Raw genomic sequence first — 17,055 nt, 5'->3', positions numbered from 1 at the left:
ATGAATAACAACACCACAGCACCGACCTATACGCTGCGTGGCTTACAGTTGATTGGTTGGCGTGATATGCAGCACGCCCTCGATTATCTGTTTGCTGACGGGCAGCTTAAGCAGGGAACGCTGGTTGCCATTAATGCCGAAAAAATGCTGACCATTGAAGATAACGCCGAGGTCAGGGAGTTAATTAACGCTGCCGAATTTAAATATGCTGATGGCATCAGCGTTGTACGTTCAGTACGTAAAAAGTACCCGCAGGCGCAGGTTTCCCGCGTTGCCGGGGCCGATCTCTGGGAAGAGCTGATGGCGCGTGCAGGCAAAGAAGGGACGCCGGTATTTCTTGTGGGCGGTAAACCTGAAGTGCTGGCGCAAACTGAAGCTAAACTGCGCAATCAGTGGAATGTGAATATCGTTGGCAGTCAGGATGGTTATTTTAAACCCGAGCAGCGTCAGGCGCTGTTTGAACGCATTCATGCCAGCGGAGCGCAAATCGTCACCGTTGCGATGGGATCGCCAAAGCAGGAGATCTTCATGCGCGACTGCCGTCTGGTGCATCCGGATGCGCTGTATATGGGCGTTGGCGGGACTTACGATGTTTTCACCGGTCACGTGAAACGCGCACCGAAAATCTGGCAAACGCTGGGGCTGGAGTGGCTCTACCGCCTGCTTTCGCAGCCGAGCCGCATTAAGCGTCAGCTTCGTTTGCTGCGTTATTTACGCTGGCATTACACCGGCAACCTCTGATTTTCCTCTCTCTGTAAAGCGACGGAGTGGTCACTTCGTCGCCTGCCTGTCTTTTTATTACACAAAGCATTCAAATTTTTAATGCTTTATTTGCCATTTCTCCTGAATTACGAAAACATTCGCAACACTCGATGTACCCATAACGATAACCGGTAACACCGGAAAGCATGCAAACACAACACGAGGATTTATGGCAGATAACAAACCAGAGCTACAGCGTGGGCTGGAAGCTCGACATATCGAACTCATCGCCCTGGGGGGCACCATTGGCGTCGGCCTGTTTATGGGGGCCGCCAGTACCCTGAAATGGGCCGGGCCATCCGTATTGTTGGCCTATATCATCGCCGGGCTGTTCGTCTTTTTCATTATGCGCTCAATGGGCGAAATGTTGTTCCTCGAACCGGTTACCGGTTCGTTCGCCGTTTACGCGCACCGTTATATGAGCCCGTTTTTTGGCTATCTCACCGCCTGGTCTTATTGGTTTATGTGGATGGCGGTGGGGATCTCAGAAATCACCGCCATTGGCGTTTATGTCCAGTTCTGGTTCCCGGAGATGGCGCAATGGATACCGGCATTGATCGCGGTGGCGCTGGTAGCGTTGGCGAATCTGGCGGCGGTGCGGTTGTACGGCGAAATCGAGTTCTGGTTCGCAATGATCAAAGTCACCACGATTATCGTGATGATTGTTATTGGCCTGGGCGTGATTTTCTTTGGCTTTGGTAATGGCGGGCAGTCGATTGGTTTTAGCAATCTCACAGAGCATGGCGGTTTCTTTGCGGGTGGCTGGAAAGGGTTCCTGACCGCATTGTGTATCGTGGTGGCGTCTTACCAGGGCGTGGAGCTGATTGGCATTACGGCCGGTGAAGCTAAGAATCCGCAGGTGACGCTGCGCAGTGCCGTAGGCAAAGTGCTGTGGCGAATCCTGATTTTCTACGTAGGTGCGATTTTCGTTATTGTCACCATCTTCCCGTGGAATGAAATTGGCAGCAACGGCAGCCCGTTCGTACTGACTTTCGCCAAAATCGGTATTACCGCAGCAGCGGGTATTATCAACTTTGTGGTGCTGACGGCTGCGCTCTCTGGCTGTAACAGCGGCATGTACAGTTGCGGACGTATGCTCTATGCGCTGGCGAAAAACCGTCAGTTACCGGCGGCAATGGCGAAAGTTTCCCGTCACGGTGTACCAGTTGCAGGCGTGGCGGTATCAATTGCTATTCTGTTAATTGGCTCATGCCTGAACTACATCATTCCCAATCCACAGCGTGTGTTTGTCTATGTCTACAGTGCCAGCGTGCTTCCGGGGATGGTGCCATGGTTTGTGATTTTGATTAGCCAGTTGCGTTTTCGTCGAGCGCACAAAGCGGCGATTGCCAGCCATCCGTTCCGCTCAATCCTGTTCCCGTGGGCCAACTACGTAACAATGGCATTCCTGATTTGCGTTTTGATCGGCATGTACTTTAATGAAGATACGCGTATGTCGCTGTTTGTCGGCATCATCTTTATGCTGGCGGTGACGGCAATTTATAAAGTTTTTGGGCTTAATCGCCACGGTAAAGCGCATAAACTGGAGGAATAAGCAGCAAAACGCACAAACCGTAACCAAACGCGCAATTTATTTAAAAAGGGACTAGACAGAGGGGGGGGAAGTCCGTATTATCCACCCCCGCAACGGCGCTAAGCGCCCGTAGCTCAGCTGGATAGAGCGCTGCCCTCCGGAGGCAGAGGTCTCAGGTTCGAATCCTGTCGGGCGCGCCATTTAGTCCCGGCGCTTGAGCTGCGGTGGTAGTAATACCGCGTAACAAGATTTGTAGTGGTGGCTATAGCTCAGTTGGTAGAGCCCTGGATTGTGATTCCAGTTGTCGTGGGTTCGAATCCCATTAGCCACCCCATTATTAGAAGTTGTGACAATGCGAAGGTGGCGGAATTGGTAGACGCGCTAGCTTCAGGTGTTAGTGTCCTTACGGACGTGGGGGTTCAAGTCCCCCCCCTCGCACCACGACTTTAAAGAATTGAACTAAAAATTCAAAAAGCAGTATTTCGGCGAGTAGCGCAGCTTGGTAGCGCAACTGGTTTGGGACCAGTGGGTCGGAGGTTCGAATCCTCTCTCGCCGACCAATTTTGAACCCCGCTTCGGCGGGGTTTTTTGTTTTCTGTGCATTTCATCACTCTCCCTTCGCAATAAACGCCCGTAGTCACTCATTGCTACACGGTATGATTTCGCCCTTAACGTATTGAAGGATGACTTCAGGCAAGGAGCGACCATGCTGCAACAGGTTCCAACGCGTGCTTTTCATGTGATGGCGAAACCAAGCGGTTCCGATTGTAATCTGAACTGTGACTACTGTTTTTATCTCGAAAAACAATCCCTTTACCGCGAAAAGCCAGTTGCGCATATGGACGATGACACGCTGGAAGCGTATGTCCGTCACTATATCGCTGCCAGCGAACCCCAAAACGAAGTGGCTTTTACCTGGCAGGGCGGCGAACCAACGTTACTCGGGCTGGATTTTTACCGCCGTGCCGTGGCGCTACAGGCGAAATATGGTGCTGGCAGGAAGATAAGTAACAGCTTTCAGACTAACGGTGTGCTGCTTGATGATGAATGGTGTGCATTTCTGGCAAAAAATCATTTTCTTGTTGGGTTATCGCTGGACGGTCCGGCTGAGATCCACAATCAATATCGCGTGACCAAAGGTGGCAGACCCACGCATAAGCTGGTGATGCGTGCCCTGACGCTCCTGCAAAAACATCATGTCGACTATAACGTGCTGACCTGCGTCAACCGCACCAGCGCGCAGCAACCGTTGCAGGTATATGCGTTTTTGCGTGATGCAGGCGTGGAGTTCATCCAGTTTATTCCGGTGGTGGAGCGCCTGGCTGATGAAACAGCTGCCCGCAATGGACTGAAATTACATGCGCCTGGTGATATTCAGGGGGAACTGACAGAATGGTCGGTGCGCCCCGATGAGTTCGGTGAGTTTCTGGTGGCAATTTTTGACCACTGGATCAAACGTGACGTCGGCAAGATTTTCGTGATGAATATCGAATGGGCGTTTGCCAATTTTGTCGGTGCGCCGGGTGCGGTTTGCCATCATCAGCCGACTTGTGGACGCTCGGTGATTGTCGAACACAACGGCGACGTTTACGCCTGCGATCACTATGTTTATCCGCAATATCGACTGGGGAATATGCTTCAGCAAACAATTGCAGAAATGGTAGATTCCCCGCAGCAGCAGGTGTTTGGAGAAGATAAATTTAAGCAGTTACCGGCGCAGTGTCGCAGTTGTAACGTGTTAAAAGCATGTTGGGGAGGCTGCCCGAAACACCGCTTTATGCTCGATGCCAGCGGTAAGCCGGGGCTGAATTATTTGTGTGCCGGGTATCAGCGTTATTTCCGCTATCTACCGCCATATCTTAAAGCAATGGCTGATTTGCTGGCGCACGGTCGCCCGGCCAGCGACATTATGCAGGCGCATTTGATGGTGGTGAATAAGTAAAAAAGCAGCCATTTTGTGGCCGCCTGCGGTTGATTGCCGGATGCGATGCTGACGCATCTTATCCGGCCTACAGGACGCTGCAATTTATTGAATTTGCAAGGCTTGTAGGCCGGATAAGGCGTTCACGCCGCATCCGGCAAGGTCAGTGTGGCCCGATGTAGCGATAGCGCCGGCTTAATCAGATTTAATCTGCGCGCGTGGTGGATATTTTTTCAGGATCTCCATATACGCATGCATTTCGGTCTGTAGCGGTACACCCATTGGGATATGGCGCACGCCGATAGAGTCGCTTTCCTGCGGATCGGTGTACAGGTTAAACACCGACGATCCCGCCGTTTGCATTACTGTGCCGGTGAATCCACCCTGATACCCGCTCTGGGTATACGCGTACGGTTGCTGGATCAGGACGTGATACTTGAACTCATCCATACGCACAGCAGAAAGTTTGCCGTTGAGGAAGTAGTGCTCGGCCTTACGGTTAGACTGACCATTTGTTCCCAGGAAGAAAGATGTCTGGTCCACACCATCAATAAAGGTGGTTTTCGGCACTAAATTCGCCACTTTCGCTCCAGGATGTCCTGCCAGATCCAGCGCCGTAGGGAAGAGATCCGCCAGATCGACAATACCATCAGATTTACGCGGTTGGATCATGCCTTTCCAGTAAACGAAGGTTGGCACACGAACGCCGCCTTCCCATGTAGAACCTTTCGCACCGCGGAACGGTGTGCGACCGTGCGGCGGAACTTCAGCTTCCGGACCGTTATCAGAGGTGAACACAATCAGCGTGTTATCAAGCTGACCGTTTTTCTCCAGTGCTTTATACAGATTGGCGAAGATATCGTTCATCTCCACCATGCAGTCGCCGTAAGAGGTGCGCGCCGGAGAGCTACCCGCATATTTGGCGTTCGGGTAGTTATCGAAGTGACAGCCGCGAGTGCCGTAATAGAGGAAGAAAGGCTTATCGCTCTTCGCCATCTTGTCGAGGAACTTAACGCCATATTCCATCCAGCGTTGATCCAGATCTTCCATATATTTCGGCGTAATGTCGGCAATGGCTTCCTGTTCACCGCCGCGCACGGCATGAACGTCATCTTTGCTGAACGGCAGTTTTTGGATGTATTCAGAACGATCCGGGCTCAGGGCGACTTCCGGGTTGACATGAACATCACGCCATTCGGTATACATATCAGATACCGAGTTAAAGCCGCGGAAATCATCAAAGCCAACGTTCTGCGGCTGCGACTCTTTGTTTTCCCCCATATGCCATTTCCCGATAGCCTGGGTGACGTAGCCCTGATCGTGCAGCAACTGTGGCAGCGTGGTTAACCCTTGCAGACCGCCCGGTTGCCCGTACATTGGCGGCATCAGAATGCCGTGGTGGATGGAGTATTGTCCGGTGAGAATCGTGGCGCGGGTTGGGGAAGAACTCGGTTGAGAATACGCCGAAGTTAAAATCAGCCCCTGGCTGGCAACGGCGTCGATATCTGGTGTAGGGTTACCCACCGCCACGCCGCCGCCGTTAAAGCCAACGTCCATCCAGCCCACATCATCCAGCAAGAAAACAACCACGTTCGGTTTCTTACCGGTTTTTTTCTCAAGTTCCGCCAGTTTCTGCTGGGTTTCTTTGTCTTGTGCAGGATGCTGCATCACCGGCATCATGTTGTCGGCAATAGTGGTCGCCGGTTTAACCAGATACTGGTTTGGGTGATCGTATCCGGCAAAGCCTTTGCGTGCGGTGGCGGTTGACGGGGTATCTGCTGCGCTGGCCATGAGTGGAAGAGCGGCGGCGACAGCCACAACAAGAAGTTTGGGTGAAAACGAAAATTCCATGCAAAATGCTCCGGTTTCATGTCGTCAAAATGTTGACGTAATTAAGCATTGATAATTGAGATCCCTCTCCCTGACAGGATGATTGCATAAATAATAGTGATGAAAATAAATTATTTATTTATCCAGATAATGAATTGGAAAATCAGGAGAGCGTTTTCAATCCTACCTCTGGCGCAGGTGATATGTAAGGCGGTGATGTTATATCGCGTTGATTATTGATGCTGTTTTTAGTTTTAACAGCAATTAATATATATGTTATTAATTGAATGACTTTTATTATTCATTATATATATGTGTAGAATCGTGCGCAGGAGAAATATTCACTCAGGAAGTTATTACTCAGGAAGCAAAGAGGATTACAGAATTATCTCATAACAAGTGTTAAGGGATGTTATTTCCCGGTTCTCTGTGGCATAATAAACGAGTAGATGCTCATTCCATCTCTTATGTTCGCCTTAGTGCCTCATAAACTCCGGAATGACGCAGAGCCGTTTACGGTGCTTATCGTCCACTGACAGATGTCGCTTATGCCTCATCAGACACCATGGACACAACGTTGAGTGAAGCACCCACTTGTTGTCATACAGACCTGTTTTAACGCCTGCTCCGTAATAAGAGCAGGCGTTTTTTTATATATCAGAAAGGCCCCGGAGGTGCTTGCCTCCGGGTGAGAAAGAGCTACTGTGGCGGGTTGTTCTGCAACGTTAGCATCAAGCCATCGCGACGCATCGCTGCGGCTTCTTCCGGCTTGTGCAGTCTGTCCAGCGCGTCGGCAAGCCATGCGTAATCGTAGGCGTCCGGACGTTGTTTCAGCGCCGCGCGGAAGGCGAGCGATGCTTCCTGCCATTCGCCGTGCTTCATCAGCGACTGACCCAGTGTGCTCCACAACAACGGGCGATCGCCCACGTTTTTGATCTGTTGGCGCAGCACTTTTTCCAGCTGTTCCGGGTTATTGGTTTTCAGACGCGGGATCGGCAGCAGCAGGCGATCGTCATACTGGCGTTTCAGGCCGTCGATGATAATTTGCTGGGCAGTATCATGATCGTCACATTCAATAAGATGTTCCGCCATTGCCACCTGTAACGCCACCTGATGACGCGTTTTCCGGCTTTGGTTTTTCCACCAGTTACGCAAACCTTCGCTACCGTTATCGGCACGCGCCTGATCCATCAGGCCAATCCATGCCTGTTGTTCCAGCATTGCACGATGCTCTTCATCGCCAACGTGGGCTTTTGCCATTGATGGGATGATATCCAGCAGCGAACTCCATGCACCAGTGCGGATATACGCCTGTTCCGCCAGACGTAATACTTCCGGATGGCGTGGCGTAACTTCCAGCAGCTTATCAACGCCGTGACGTGCTGCATGGTTTTCATTACGGGCCAGTTGCAGACGTACACGGGTGATTTCTACCGGAATTGTGTCGTTGCCGGCCAGCTCCGCTGCGCGTTCCAGATGTTGGTTGGCGCGTGCTTCATCACCGCGTTGTTGCGCGGCTTCGGCAGCCAGCAGATAGTTCACCACCGGTTGTTCAGCGTGATCGGCATTTTTCGCCATCAGCTTTTCAACTTGCTGATAATCGCCTTCCGCTAGTTTCAGCAGCGCCTGTTCGGTCTGCTTACGGGCACGGCGACGCTTACGTCCGACAAACCACCCACGGGTGTGTGCGCCTGTGCGGAAGATCCGCCGCAGTAGCCACTCAATGGCAAACAGCACTACCATCGCCAGAATCAAAATAATCGCCAGGCCAGTGACGCTGGTTTCGATATTGTAGTTGTCGGTCTGAATCAATACGTAACCCTGATGACCGGCAATCATCGGGCCAACCACTATCCCCGCAATCAGCAAAACAAAGAGCAACAACACTTTTAGCATGGTTATTCTCCTTGCGGCGCGGCTGCCGGAGTATCAGCTTGCGGTGCAGGTGCAGGTGCAGGTGCAGGTGCAGGTGCAGGTGCAGGTTTAGCTTCCGTTGTCCCCGCTGCCGGTTGTGCCAGCAGGTTACGCACGCGAGTCTGCATCAGTTTTTCCAGCATCGCCTGGCTTTGCAGGGTTTCCGGGAGATCCATCGAGATATTTTGCTGACTTAGCTGATCCACCTCGTCGAGGAACGCTTTGGTGGTGGCATCATCAGTATCGTAATAAGCACGAACCCAGGTGGAGACGTTCTCCAGCGCCTGGCGGTAAGTCTCTTCCTGATGACGCGGTACGGCTTGTGCCGCGACCAGCAGGCGGGAGCGAATATTTTCGCGCAGATAGATATCCTGATTCGGTGCTAACAGTGGTACGGCGGTGTCATCACGACGGCGAATCGTAATGAAGTTGTCCATAAAGTTCTGCCAGCTTTTTTGTAGATTGATACGCCATTCGCTGAGGGAACTGGAAAGCTCTTCACCGTCGGAATCCATCGGTGAACCATCGCTGTCATTATCGGCCAGACGCAGGTTATCTACCTGATTAGAAAGCTGGTTCAGCTTAAGGATGATGCCGTCATAATCCACCTGCGATACCGCAGAAAGGCTGGCGATATCATCGGTAATTGCCCGACGAACGGTAATCAGACTCGGGTCATTCATATCCGCCAGGCTGGCATCTGCACTTTTCAGCAACGCTGCAGCGGTCGTGACGTCCTGATCGCTCCACAGCTTCCTTCCGGCGAGTTTCACCAGGAAATCAGCCTGAGCCAGCAGCCAGGTTTTAGCATCGCTGCCGGAAATAGTCGCGACCTTTTGTTGGACTTCATCCAGCTGTTTTGCCAGCGTTTCTTGCTGACGATTCGCTTGCTCAAGCTGTACAGCTTGTTGCTTGATAATGCCTTCCAGCTCGGCTTTTTGGCTCTCCTGGGCTTTTTGCAGTGCCGTAAGTTGGTTAGCCAGGGCATCGCTGGTGGCAGTCTGATTGACGGCCTGTTGTTTACCCCAGCCATACAAACCGACGCCCGCCGCCAGAGCAATAGCGATAGCCACCGCGCTGAGAATCAATGCGGTGTTGTTCTTGCTCTTTTTTTCTGTTGCGACAGGTTGTGACGTGGTGTCCACGGCCTCCCTGGTCTCTTCAACCACGGCGGAGGTTTTTTCTTGTTCCGTCATTATGGCTTCCTGTTATGAGAGTTATTGTAATGCCCGTAAAAGCGCATCGTTGTCAGCGTTATCGGCGACCTTAATGTCTTGCCAGCCCAGTTCCCGGGCGAGTTTCGCCAAACGCTCACTGACGACCAATAGTCGACAGCGTAGTAACCAGTGCTCACGATACCATTGTGGGATCAGCGACCAGAGTTGCTGCAACATTTCACCGCTGGTAACAACGACCGTCGTCACCTCGCGGGATTGCCAGCGCATCGCTTCTTCTGCGCCATCGTAATGGATTGCGCATCGTTGATAACATTCACAAAAAGTGACCTCAGCACCGCGCGCCGTCAGGGTATCCCCAATTAGCTCACGACCGCCATTGCCACGTAATATCAGCGCACGTTTGCCCGCAATATTTTGTAATTCAGGTAATTGTAGCAAGACTTCGCTGATTTCCCGATCCTGCGGGTAGAGAATCTTCTGTCCGCTTACGGTATGTAGCGCCAATGCGGTGGTCCGTCCAATGGCAAAATAAGTGGGTAGGTGGGGCCATTTACGCTCTTGCTGATGCAGCTGTGATTGGGCAAAAGCAACCGCGTGTTGCGAGAGGGCAAACAGCAGATCGCTCTCACCCAGCGCTGCCAGTTGATCGGCAAGTTGTGGTAATTGCCGACCTGGGGAAAACTCAATCAGCGGAAAATGCCAGGCCACCTGCCCCAGTGTGCGCAGACGGCTCACTAACTCTTCTCCAGCGGGAGACGGGCGGGTGACCAGGATACTCATGCCGGGGCGTCTCCGTTATAGACTTCAGCAAGGATCTCGCGTGCGCCGTTATTCAGTAGCTCCTCTGCCAGCGAAATCCCCATTTGTTCGGCATCCTGCGGCGCACCGCGGCGTTCACCGCGAATAATCTGCGAACCGTCCGGCGCGCCGACCAACGCACGCAGCCAGATTTCGCCATCAATAAGCTCGGCGTAGCTACCAATTGGCACCTGACATCCGCCTTCGAGACGGGTATTCATGGCGCGTTCGGCGGTAACGCGCAGTGCAGTTTCGTGGTGATTGAGTGCGGCAAGCAGCTCGCGAGTGCGTGTATCATCAAGGCGGCATTCAATACCTACCGCACCTTGCCCTACTGCCGGAAGAGAAATCTCGGGTGGCAGTGCGGCGCGAATGCGTGACTCCAGACCTAAACGTTTTAGTCCGGCTACGGCAAGAATGATGGCATCGTATTCGCCGTTATCCAGTTTGCTCAGGCGAGTGCCGACGTTGCCGCGCAGGGAGCGGATAATCAGGTCCGGGCGGCGTTCAGCCAGTTGGCACTGGCGACGTAAACTGGACGTCCCGACGATACTGCCTGCCGGTAACGCATCCAGACTGTCATAGTTATTGGACACAAAGGCATCGCGAGGATCTTCGCGCTCGCAAATGGTGACCAGCCCCAGACCTTGCGGGAATTCAACCGGCACATCTTTCATTGAATGTACGGCGATATCGGCGCGATTCTCCAGGAGCGCGACTTCCAGCTCTTTTACAAATAAGCCTTTTCCGCCTACTTTCGCCAGCGGCGTATCAAGAATCACATCGCCGCGCGTCACCATCGGTACCAGTTCAACGACCAGGCCCGGATGGCTCGCCATCAACTTGTCTTTGACATAGTGTGCCTGCCAGAGTGCAAGTGGGCTTTGGCGTGTGGCAATTCTTAAAACATTGTCTAACATGCTTGTTACCGTCATTATCATCCGTGGTCCATCCTAACATCCTTGCCAGAGCGATGTCAGTGTTGTGGTGAAACGTAGACGCCTGCGCAAACCGTAAAATGAGGTCTGGCAGTGGATCCTGACAGGCGTTTCACGCCGTCGTAATAAGGAATTTACAGAGAATAAACGGTGCTACACTTGTATGTAGCGCATCTTTCTTTACGGTCAATCAGCAAGGTGTTAAATTGATCACGTTTTAGACCATTTTTTCGTCGTGAAACTAAAAAAACCAGGCGCGAAAAGTGGTAACGGTTACCTTTGACATACGAAATATCCCGAATGCCGCGTGTTACCGTTGATGTTGGCGGAATCACAGTCATGACGGGTAGCAAATCAGGCGATACGTCTTGTACCTCTATATTGAGACTCTGAAACAGAGACTGGATGCCATAAATCAATTGCGTGTGGATCGCGCGCTTGCTGCTATGGGGCCTGCATTCCAACAGGTCTACAGTCTACTGCCGACATTGTTGCACTATCACCATCCGCTAATGCCGGGTTACCTTGATGGTAACGTTCCCAAAGGCATTTGCCTTTACACGCCTGATGAAACTCAACGCCACTACCTGAACGAGCTTGAACTGTATCGTGGAATGTCAGTACAGGATCCGCCGAAAGGTGAGCTTCCAATTACTGGTGTATATACCATGGGCAGCACCTCGTCCGTAGGGCAAAGTTGTTCCTCTGACCTGGATATCTGGGTCTGCCATCAATCCTGGCTCGATAGCGAAGAGCGCCAGTTACTGCAACGTAAATGCAGCCTGCTGGAAAGCTGGGCCGCCTCGCTGGGCGTGGAAGTTAGCTTCTTCCTGATTGATGAAAATCGCTTCCGTCATAATGAAAGCGGCAGCCTGGGGGGCGAAGATTGTGGCTCCACCCAGCATATACTGCTGCTTGACGAATTTTATCGTACCGCCGTGCGTCTCGCCGGTAAGCGTATTCTGTGGAATATGGTGCCGTGTGACGAAGAAGAGCATTACGACGACTATGTGATGACGCTTTACGCGCAGGGCGTGCTTACTCCTAATGAATGGCTGGATCTCGGCGGCTTAAGCTCACTTTCTGCCGAAGAGTACTTTGGTGCCAGCCTTTGGCAGCTCTATAAGAGTATCGATTCTCCCTACAAAGCGGTGCTGAAAACACTGCTGCTGGAAGCCTATTCCTGGGAATACCCGAACCCACGTCTGCTGGCGAAAGATATCAAACAGCGTTTGCACGACGGCGAGATTGTATCGTTTGGTCTCGATCCGTACTGCATGATGCTGGAGCGTGTTACTGAATACCTGACGGCGATTGAAGATTTCACCCGTCTGGATTTAGTGCGTCGCTGCTTCTATTTAAAAGTGTGCGAAAAACTCAGCCGTGAACGCGCCTGTGTAGGCTGGCGTCGTGAAGTGCTAACCCAGTTAGTGAAAGAGTGGGAATGGGACGATGCTCGTCTGGCAATGCTCGATAACCGCGCTAACTGGAAGATTGATCAGGTGCGCGAGGCGCACAACGAGCTGCTCGATGCAATGATGCAGAGCTACCGTAATCTGATCCGCTTTGCGCGTCGCAATAACCTTAGCGTCTCCGCCAGCCCACAGGATATCGGTGTTCTGACGCGTAAACTGTACGCCGCGTTTGAAGCATTGCCAGGTAAAGTGACGCTGGTAAACCCGCAGATTTCGCCCGATCTCTCGGAACCGAATCTGACCTTTATTTATGTGCCGCCGGGCCGGGCTAACCGTTCAGGTTGGTATCTGTATAACCGCGCGCCAAATATTGAGTCGATCATCAGCCATCAGCCGCTGGAATATAACCGTTACCTGAATAAACTGGTGGCGTGGGCATGGTTTAACGGCCTGCTGACCTCGCGCACTCGCTTGTATATTAAGGGCAACGGCATTGTCGATTTGCCTAAGTTGCAGGAGATGGTCGCCGATGTGTCGCACCATTTCCCGCTGCGCCTGCCTGCACCGACGCCAAAAGCGCTCTACAGCCCATGTGAGATTCGCCATCTGGCGATTATCGTTAACCTGGAATATGACCCGACAGCTGCGTTCCGCAATCAGGTGGTGCATTTTGATTTCCGTAAGCTGGACGTCTTCAGCTTTGGCGAAAACCAAAATTGCTTGGTAGGTAGCGTTGACCTGCTGTACCGCAACTCGTGGAACGAAGTGCGTACGCTGCACTTCAACGGCGAGCACTCGATGATCGAAGCCCTGAAAACTATTCTCGGCAAAATGCATCAGGACGCCGCACCGCCAGATAGCGTGGAAGTCTTCTGCTACAGCCAGCATCTGCGCGGCTTAATCCGTACTCGCGTGCAGCAACTGGTTTCTGAGTGCATTGAACTGCGTCTTTCCAGCACCCGCCAGGAAACCGGGCGCTTCAAGGCGCTGCGCGTTTCTGGTCAAACCTGGGGGTTGTTCTTCGAACGGCTGAATGTATCGGTACAGAAACTGGAAAATGCCATTGAGTTTTATGGCGCTATTTCGCATAACAAACTGCACGGCCTGTCAGTGCAGGTTGAAACCAATCACGTCAAATTACCGGCGGTGGTGGACGGCTTTGCCAGCGAAGGGATCATCCAGTTCTTCTTCGAAGAAACGCAAGACGAGAATGGCTTTAATATCTACATTCTCGACGAAAGCAACCGGGTTGAGGTGTATCACCACTGCGAAGGCAGCAAAGAGGAGCTGGTGCGTGACGTCAGTCGCTTCTACTCGTCATCGCACGACCGTTTTACCTACGGCTCAAGCTTCATCAACTTCAACCTGCCGCAGTTCTATCAGATTGTGAAGGTTGATGGTCGTGAACAGGTGATTCCGTTCCGCACCAAATCTATCGGTAACATGCCGCCTGCCAATCAGGATCACGACACGCCGCTATTACAGCAGTATTTTTCGTGATGAGCGTGCCGGAAAGCGAGGCTTATCCGGCATGCAATCTTAGCGGAAACTGACTGTTTCACCCGCCTGCTGCGTTGCCGCCTGTTCCAGCAAATCCCAGAAGGTTTCGCCGCTACGGTCGCAAATCCATTCGTCACCTTTCATATCAAAATGGTAGCCGCCCTGTTTGGTTGCCAGCCATACCTGGTGCAGCGGTTCCTGGCGGTTGATAATGATTTTGCTCCCGTTTTCAAAGGTAATGGTCAGTACACCGCCGTTGATTTCGCAGTCGATATCGCTATCGCCATCCCAGTCGTCCAGACGCTCTTCAATGGTCAGCCACAGGGTATCGGCCAGGCGATGAAATTCACTGTCGTTCATTGTTGTTTCCTGTTTTTAGGTGATGGCGGCAGTATAGCGGCATGGTGTCAGGGCTTCAAAGTTTGCCCGTCTGCTGCTGCGTTCCGGCACGATTCCTCCGTCACCGGAATAATAATGTCGCTGTTATGAATTTCACGGACATTCTTTTCTCTGACGTATGTTTTCGCTGGGCAGGGGGAGGGTGTAATCCTTACCTCTGTATCGGTCCATGTATAAACATTGCGATCGTCATAAGCAAAGCGATCGTTTTTAGTTAGCGGGCTGTTAGTTGGAATAATTTGCACGCTCTTGCGTGACCGTAATTGGTGGATAAAGTAAGCATGCTGTTTGCCGCGATTAAATGAGTGATCAATGACCAGGTCTGGCGAATCCAGCGGGATTATTTCAAGCTGGTCTTCACCAAAAGTCGATAATTTTGTTACATACAGCCGATCTTTATACTGCGCAATATTGTCAGTAATCAGATGAAATTGTTCAGGTTCAATACCTGGTAGGTCTATCCACTGGCTCCACTGACGGTCGGGCGTGAGCTGTTTACGCCAGCGAACGCGACTTTCCCCTACTTCAAAAGAGACGTCATCATCTACGGGTATTGCCTTGCCTGATAATTGACCAAAGGGATAACGATGCAGACCCTTATTGTCGCGAAAAACCAGCAGTGAATGAGGTATCCAGCGAATTATCTCAAATGAGTCTGCATTCGCCGTAAGGTGAACGCCATTTAAATAAATATTCTGCCCACTGCGGATAAGCAGATCATTGGAATACAAATTTCTGTTTGCACTCATAAGACGTGGATTAATACCCCACCATCTTTTTTCTAATACAGTAACATTACTGCTGCTCCCCTGACGTCGACCGGACAAGTAGAGATTTTTACTATCCACCAGCGTGGTAGAGTTACCTTCGATAGCTTTTAGTGTCGCCAGATCAACACGTGACGCGCCGCTATTACTTTCGGTGCGCTGTCCGTCAAAATAGAGGCTATATTTATCGACCGCGAAGCGGCCCATAGCCTGAAAGCTGGCAATATCGACAGTGGGTGTTCCCGGTGGATTGCTAACGATTTTGCCACGCCAGAGAATAACGCGGCCGTCTGTCACCCAGTGGTATTCCTCATTTTTTATGCTTATTTCATCGGTGGGTATATAGCCTTCCACTAACTCCCGCTTCCCGGATATATTTGTCACAAGGCGCAAATCGGCTCTGTTCATCTTCGGAAATTGGGCAATGATTTTCTCATTCTCCCCATAACCTTTACCGTAAGACATAACACCGTGATCATTGTAATAGTCGAACCCTATGGCCTGTACAGCAGGCGTCAGAAATGTGTGCCCCAACAGGATGAGTGCAACTGTGATTATTTGACCTTTCATTTTGTCGCCTCATTGCGCGGGGTAGGAATAAATTCGCCGTCATCGGTAATTTTTCCGTCCAGATATCCCGTTTTGTAATTTACGCCATAGCCATATCCCGAATGTTGTTCCTTCCAGATTAAGCGAACTTGTTTCGGATCCGCGGTGCGGTATCGCCAGAGCTGCGCGCCATCAAAGCTGTAAACGTAGCGGTTATCGCGGGCATACCATCTGCGCAAAAAGGGATGGTCATCAAGATGGGCTTCGCGTTCATCCGGAGAGTGGTTATCCAGTAAGATCAGCGGTCCGTCAGATTCAAACACGTGTAAACCGGAATGGTTTGGCCACCCTTCGGCACGCGTAAGTAAATAGCCATGGCGTTTCCCGGCGTTGAAACGTTTGTTGATAATAAGATTGGGATCATCAAGTTTTACGATCTCCAGCTTGCGGTCACCAGACTCTGTTTCGATGATGGTATAAAGCGAATCCTGATACTGGGCGACAGCATCACTGATGGGGTGGAACTGTTCAGGATCGAGCCCCGGTAATTCTTCCTGTTTACAAGCAGGCCCTTTACGCCAGAACACTTTCTTTTCCAGCAGAGAAAAATCCAGACAGTGCTTTGTTAAATCTTCATCCCACGCCAGATTTTCCTTGTCGAGGACTTTACGCTGTAGCCCGTTTTTATCACGCCAGGTCAAGAGTGAGCCGGGCATCCAGCGCACGACGGAAAAGGTGTCCGGGTCGGCATCAAGCTGTTCGCCGTTGATCAGGATTTTGGTCCGTGTACGAGCCAGGGTATCCCAGGGGCCAAATGGCATAGCCACACAGGGGTTAAACGTGGTGGAAAACTTTCCTCGCTGATCCCAGGACTTTTGCGCCAGCACGCGAAAACTCTCGGGGTCAGCGAGGCGATGTCCATCAACATATAAGGAATTAGCGTCACGTAATATCAGCCCCAGAACGTCAGGTTTCCAGGGGAAACGGAATTTCACCTGATGCAGCGTTTTGATATCTAAACTATTTTCTCCGCCATTGTCATCGGTGCGCTTGCCTTCGAAATAGAGACTGTGTTTATCTGCGGCAAAATCACCCCATGCCTTGAACGAGGCGACATCGACGGGAGGAGTGCCGGGAGGGTTTTGCACAACTTCACCTGCGTAGAGGATATAGCGACCATCGCTATGCCAGGAATAATGAGGATACCAGGCTTGTGCGCCTTCATAGAGATAGTCGGTTGTCAGATCGGTCAGAGGAGGTTCTTTATCCCATTCGTCTAGTGCTGTTGCGTCTATTAATAAATTAGGTAAACGACGCAAACTCTTGTAATTCACGTCAGGTAGAGAAAGATTTGTTTTCTGATAAGGGCGCAGGTACACCACGCCTTTTCCCTGTTTCTGGTAAATATTATGATCAGGTTCACCGAGCGAGCATCCCCACGCTGACGGAACTAAAAAAGACAACAAACAAACCACATTGCGATAGTGCATAAAGCCATCCTGGCGCGAGGTGCCGATCACGAAACTACCAGCAAAACATAAATCCGCACG

Annotated in this window: 12 protein-coding genes and 4 tRNA genes; 8 read left to right on the top strand and 8 right to left on the bottom strand. The window is 51.5% G+C overall.

Annotation, left to right across the window (positions count from 1 at the left end):
- From wecG to BEB54_RS18650, 7 genes are all read left to right on the top strand, one after another.
- The gene (gene wecG / locus BEB54_RS18680; RefSeq protein WP_001064038.1) at window positions 1–741 is read left to right on the top strand and encodes a lipopolysaccharide N-acetylmannosaminouronosyltransferase; all 741 of its coding nucleotides are present in this window, start codon (window positions 1–3) and stop codon (window positions 739–741) included.
- A 190-nt stretch (window positions 742–931) separates the two neighbouring features.
- Window positions 932–2,317, top strand: a complete 1,386-nt coding sequence (gene thrP, locus BEB54_RS18675; protein ID WP_000774731.1) for a bifunctional threonine/serine APC transporter ThrP — start codon at window positions 932–934, stop codon at window positions 2,315–2,317.
- A 102-nt stretch (window positions 2,318–2,419) separates the two neighbouring features.
- A tRNA-Arg gene (locus BEB54_RS18670) sits at window positions 2,420–2,496 on the top strand.
- Between the two features lie 58 nt (window positions 2,497–2,554).
- Window positions 2,555–2,630, top strand: a tRNA-His gene (locus tag BEB54_RS18665).
- A gap of 20 nt (window positions 2,631–2,650) precedes the next feature.
- Window positions 2,651–2,737, top strand: a tRNA-Leu gene (locus tag BEB54_RS18660).
- Between the two features lie 42 nt (window positions 2,738–2,779).
- Window positions 2,780–2,856: transfer RNA gene (locus BEB54_RS18655), tRNA-Pro, on the top strand.
- Window positions 2,857–3,002: 146 nt separating this feature from the next.
- Complete coding sequence (locus BEB54_RS18650) at window positions 3,003–4,238, top strand: anaerobic sulfatase maturase (protein ID WP_105282248.1); 1,236 nt, start codon at window positions 3,003–3,005, stop codon at window positions 4,236–4,238.
- A 174-nt stretch (window positions 4,239–4,412) separates the two neighbouring features.
- Here the strand turns inward: BEB54_RS18650 and aslA are convergent, their stop codons facing one another.
- From aslA to hemC, 5 genes are all read right to left on the bottom strand, one after another.
- Window positions 4,413–6,068 (bottom strand): arylsulfatase AslA, encoded by a 1,656-nt coding sequence (gene aslA, locus BEB54_RS18645; protein WP_000395858.1) that lies wholly within the window; start codon window positions 6,066–6,068, stop codon window positions 4,413–4,415.
- A gap of 678 nt (window positions 6,069–6,746) precedes the next feature.
- Window positions 6,747–7,943 (bottom strand): protoheme IX biogenesis protein HemY, encoded by a 1,197-nt coding sequence (gene hemY / locus BEB54_RS18640; protein WP_000921791.1) that lies wholly within the window; start codon window positions 7,941–7,943, stop codon window positions 6,747–6,749.
- A gap of 2 nt (window positions 7,944–7,945) precedes the next feature.
- Window positions 7,946–9,157, bottom strand: coding sequence for a uroporphyrinogen-III C-methyltransferase (gene hemX, locus BEB54_RS18635; RefSeq protein ID WP_000139106.1), 1,212 nt, complete (start codon window positions 9,155–9,157; stop codon window positions 7,946–7,948).
- A 21-nt stretch (window positions 9,158–9,178) separates the two neighbouring features.
- Window positions 9,179–9,919, bottom strand: a complete 741-nt coding sequence (hemD, locus tag BEB54_RS18630) for a uroporphyrinogen-III synthase (RefSeq protein ID WP_000026079.1) — start codon at window positions 9,917–9,919, stop codon at window positions 9,179–9,181.
- Entirely contained in the window at window positions 9,916–10,857 is a 942-nt protein-coding gene (gene hemC / locus BEB54_RS18625) for a hydroxymethylbilane synthase (RefSeq protein WP_001303155.1), read from the bottom strand. The genes hemD and hemC overlap by 4 nt, the downstream gene beginning before the upstream one ends.
- Before the next feature lie 386 nt (window positions 10,858–11,243).
- On the opposite strand from hemC, the gene cyaA reads away from it, so the two are divergent.
- Complete coding sequence (cyaA, locus tag BEB54_RS18615) at window positions 11,244–13,790, top strand: class I adenylate cyclase (RefSeq protein WP_105277627.1); 2,547 nt, start codon at window positions 11,244–11,246, stop codon at window positions 13,788–13,790.
- Between the two features lie 39 nt (window positions 13,791–13,829).
- Here the strand turns inward: cyaA and cyaY are convergent, their stop codons facing one another.
- From cyaY to BEB54_RS18600, 3 genes are read right to left on the bottom strand one after another with little or no spacing between them, the layout of a single operon-like run.
- Window positions 13,830–14,150 (bottom strand): iron donor protein CyaY, encoded by a 321-nt coding sequence (gene cyaY / locus BEB54_RS18610; RefSeq protein WP_105277626.1) that lies wholly within the window; start codon window positions 14,148–14,150, stop codon window positions 13,830–13,832.
- 47 nt (window positions 14,151–14,197) lie between these two features.
- Entirely contained in the window at window positions 14,198–15,526 is a 1,329-nt protein-coding gene (locus tag BEB54_RS18605; RefSeq protein WP_105277625.1) for a DKNYY family protein, read from the bottom strand.
- Window positions 15,523–16,995: a DKNYY family protein gene (locus BEB54_RS18600; RefSeq protein ID WP_123059748.1), complete on the bottom strand. Its 1,473-nt coding sequence runs from the start codon at window positions 16,993–16,995 to the stop codon at window positions 15,523–15,525. The genes BEB54_RS18605 and BEB54_RS18600 overlap by 4 nt, the downstream gene beginning before the upstream one ends.
- Between the last annotated feature and the right edge of the window lie 60 nt (window positions 16,996–17,055).

Origin of the sequence: Escherichia sp. MOD1-EC6021 (assembly GCF_002965245.1) — a bacterium.
GTDB lineage: Bacteria > Pseudomonadota > Gammaproteobacteria > Enterobacterales > Enterobacteriaceae > Escherichia > Escherichia coli_F.
The sequence above is the reverse complement of the archived record's forward strand: the minus strand, read 5'-3'. Positions and strand labels throughout refer to the sequence as shown.

What these genes read in the sequence shown, in the direction of transcription:
- BEB54_RS18600 (WP_123059748.1), bottom strand. Translation starts at nt 16,995, where the DNA reads ATGCACTATCGCAATGTGGTTTGTTTGTTGTCTTTTTTAGTTCCGTCA.
- cyaY (WP_105277626.1), bottom strand. Translation starts at nt 14,150, where the DNA reads ATGAACGACAGTGAATTTCATCGCCTGGCCGATACCCTGTGGCTGACC.
- BEB54_RS18650 (WP_105282248.1), top strand. Translation starts at nt 3,003, where the DNA reads ATGCTGCAACAGGTTCCAACGCGTGCTTTTCATGTGATGGCGAAACCA.
- BEB54_RS18605 (WP_105277625.1), bottom strand. Translation starts at nt 15,526, where the DNA reads ATGAAAGGTCAAATAATCACAGTTGCACTCATCCTGTTGGGGCACACA.
- aslA (WP_000395858.1), bottom strand. Translation starts at nt 6,068, where the DNA reads ATGGAATTTTCGTTTTCACCCAAACTTCTTGTTGTGGCTGTCGCCGCC.
- hemC (WP_001303155.1), bottom strand. Translation starts at nt 10,857, where the DNA reads ATGTTAGACAATGTTTTAAGAATTGCCACACGCCAAAGCCCACTTGCA.
- hemY (WP_000921791.1), bottom strand. Translation starts at nt 7,943, where the DNA reads ATGCTAAAAGTGTTGTTGCTCTTTGTTTTGCTGATTGCGGGGATAGTG.
- hemD (WP_000026079.1), bottom strand. Translation starts at nt 9,919, where the DNA reads ATGAGTATCCTGGTCACCCGCCCGTCTCCCGCTGGAGAAGAGTTAGTG.
- hemX (WP_000139106.1), bottom strand. Translation starts at nt 9,157, where the DNA reads ATGACGGAACAAGAAAAAACCTCCGCCGTGGTTGAAGAGACCAGGGAG.
- wecG (WP_001064038.1), top strand. Translation starts at nt 1, where the DNA reads ATGAATAACAACACCACAGCACCGACCTATACGCTGCGTGGCTTACAG.
- thrP (WP_000774731.1), top strand. Translation starts at nt 932, where the DNA reads ATGGCAGATAACAAACCAGAGCTACAGCGTGGGCTGGAAGCTCGACAT.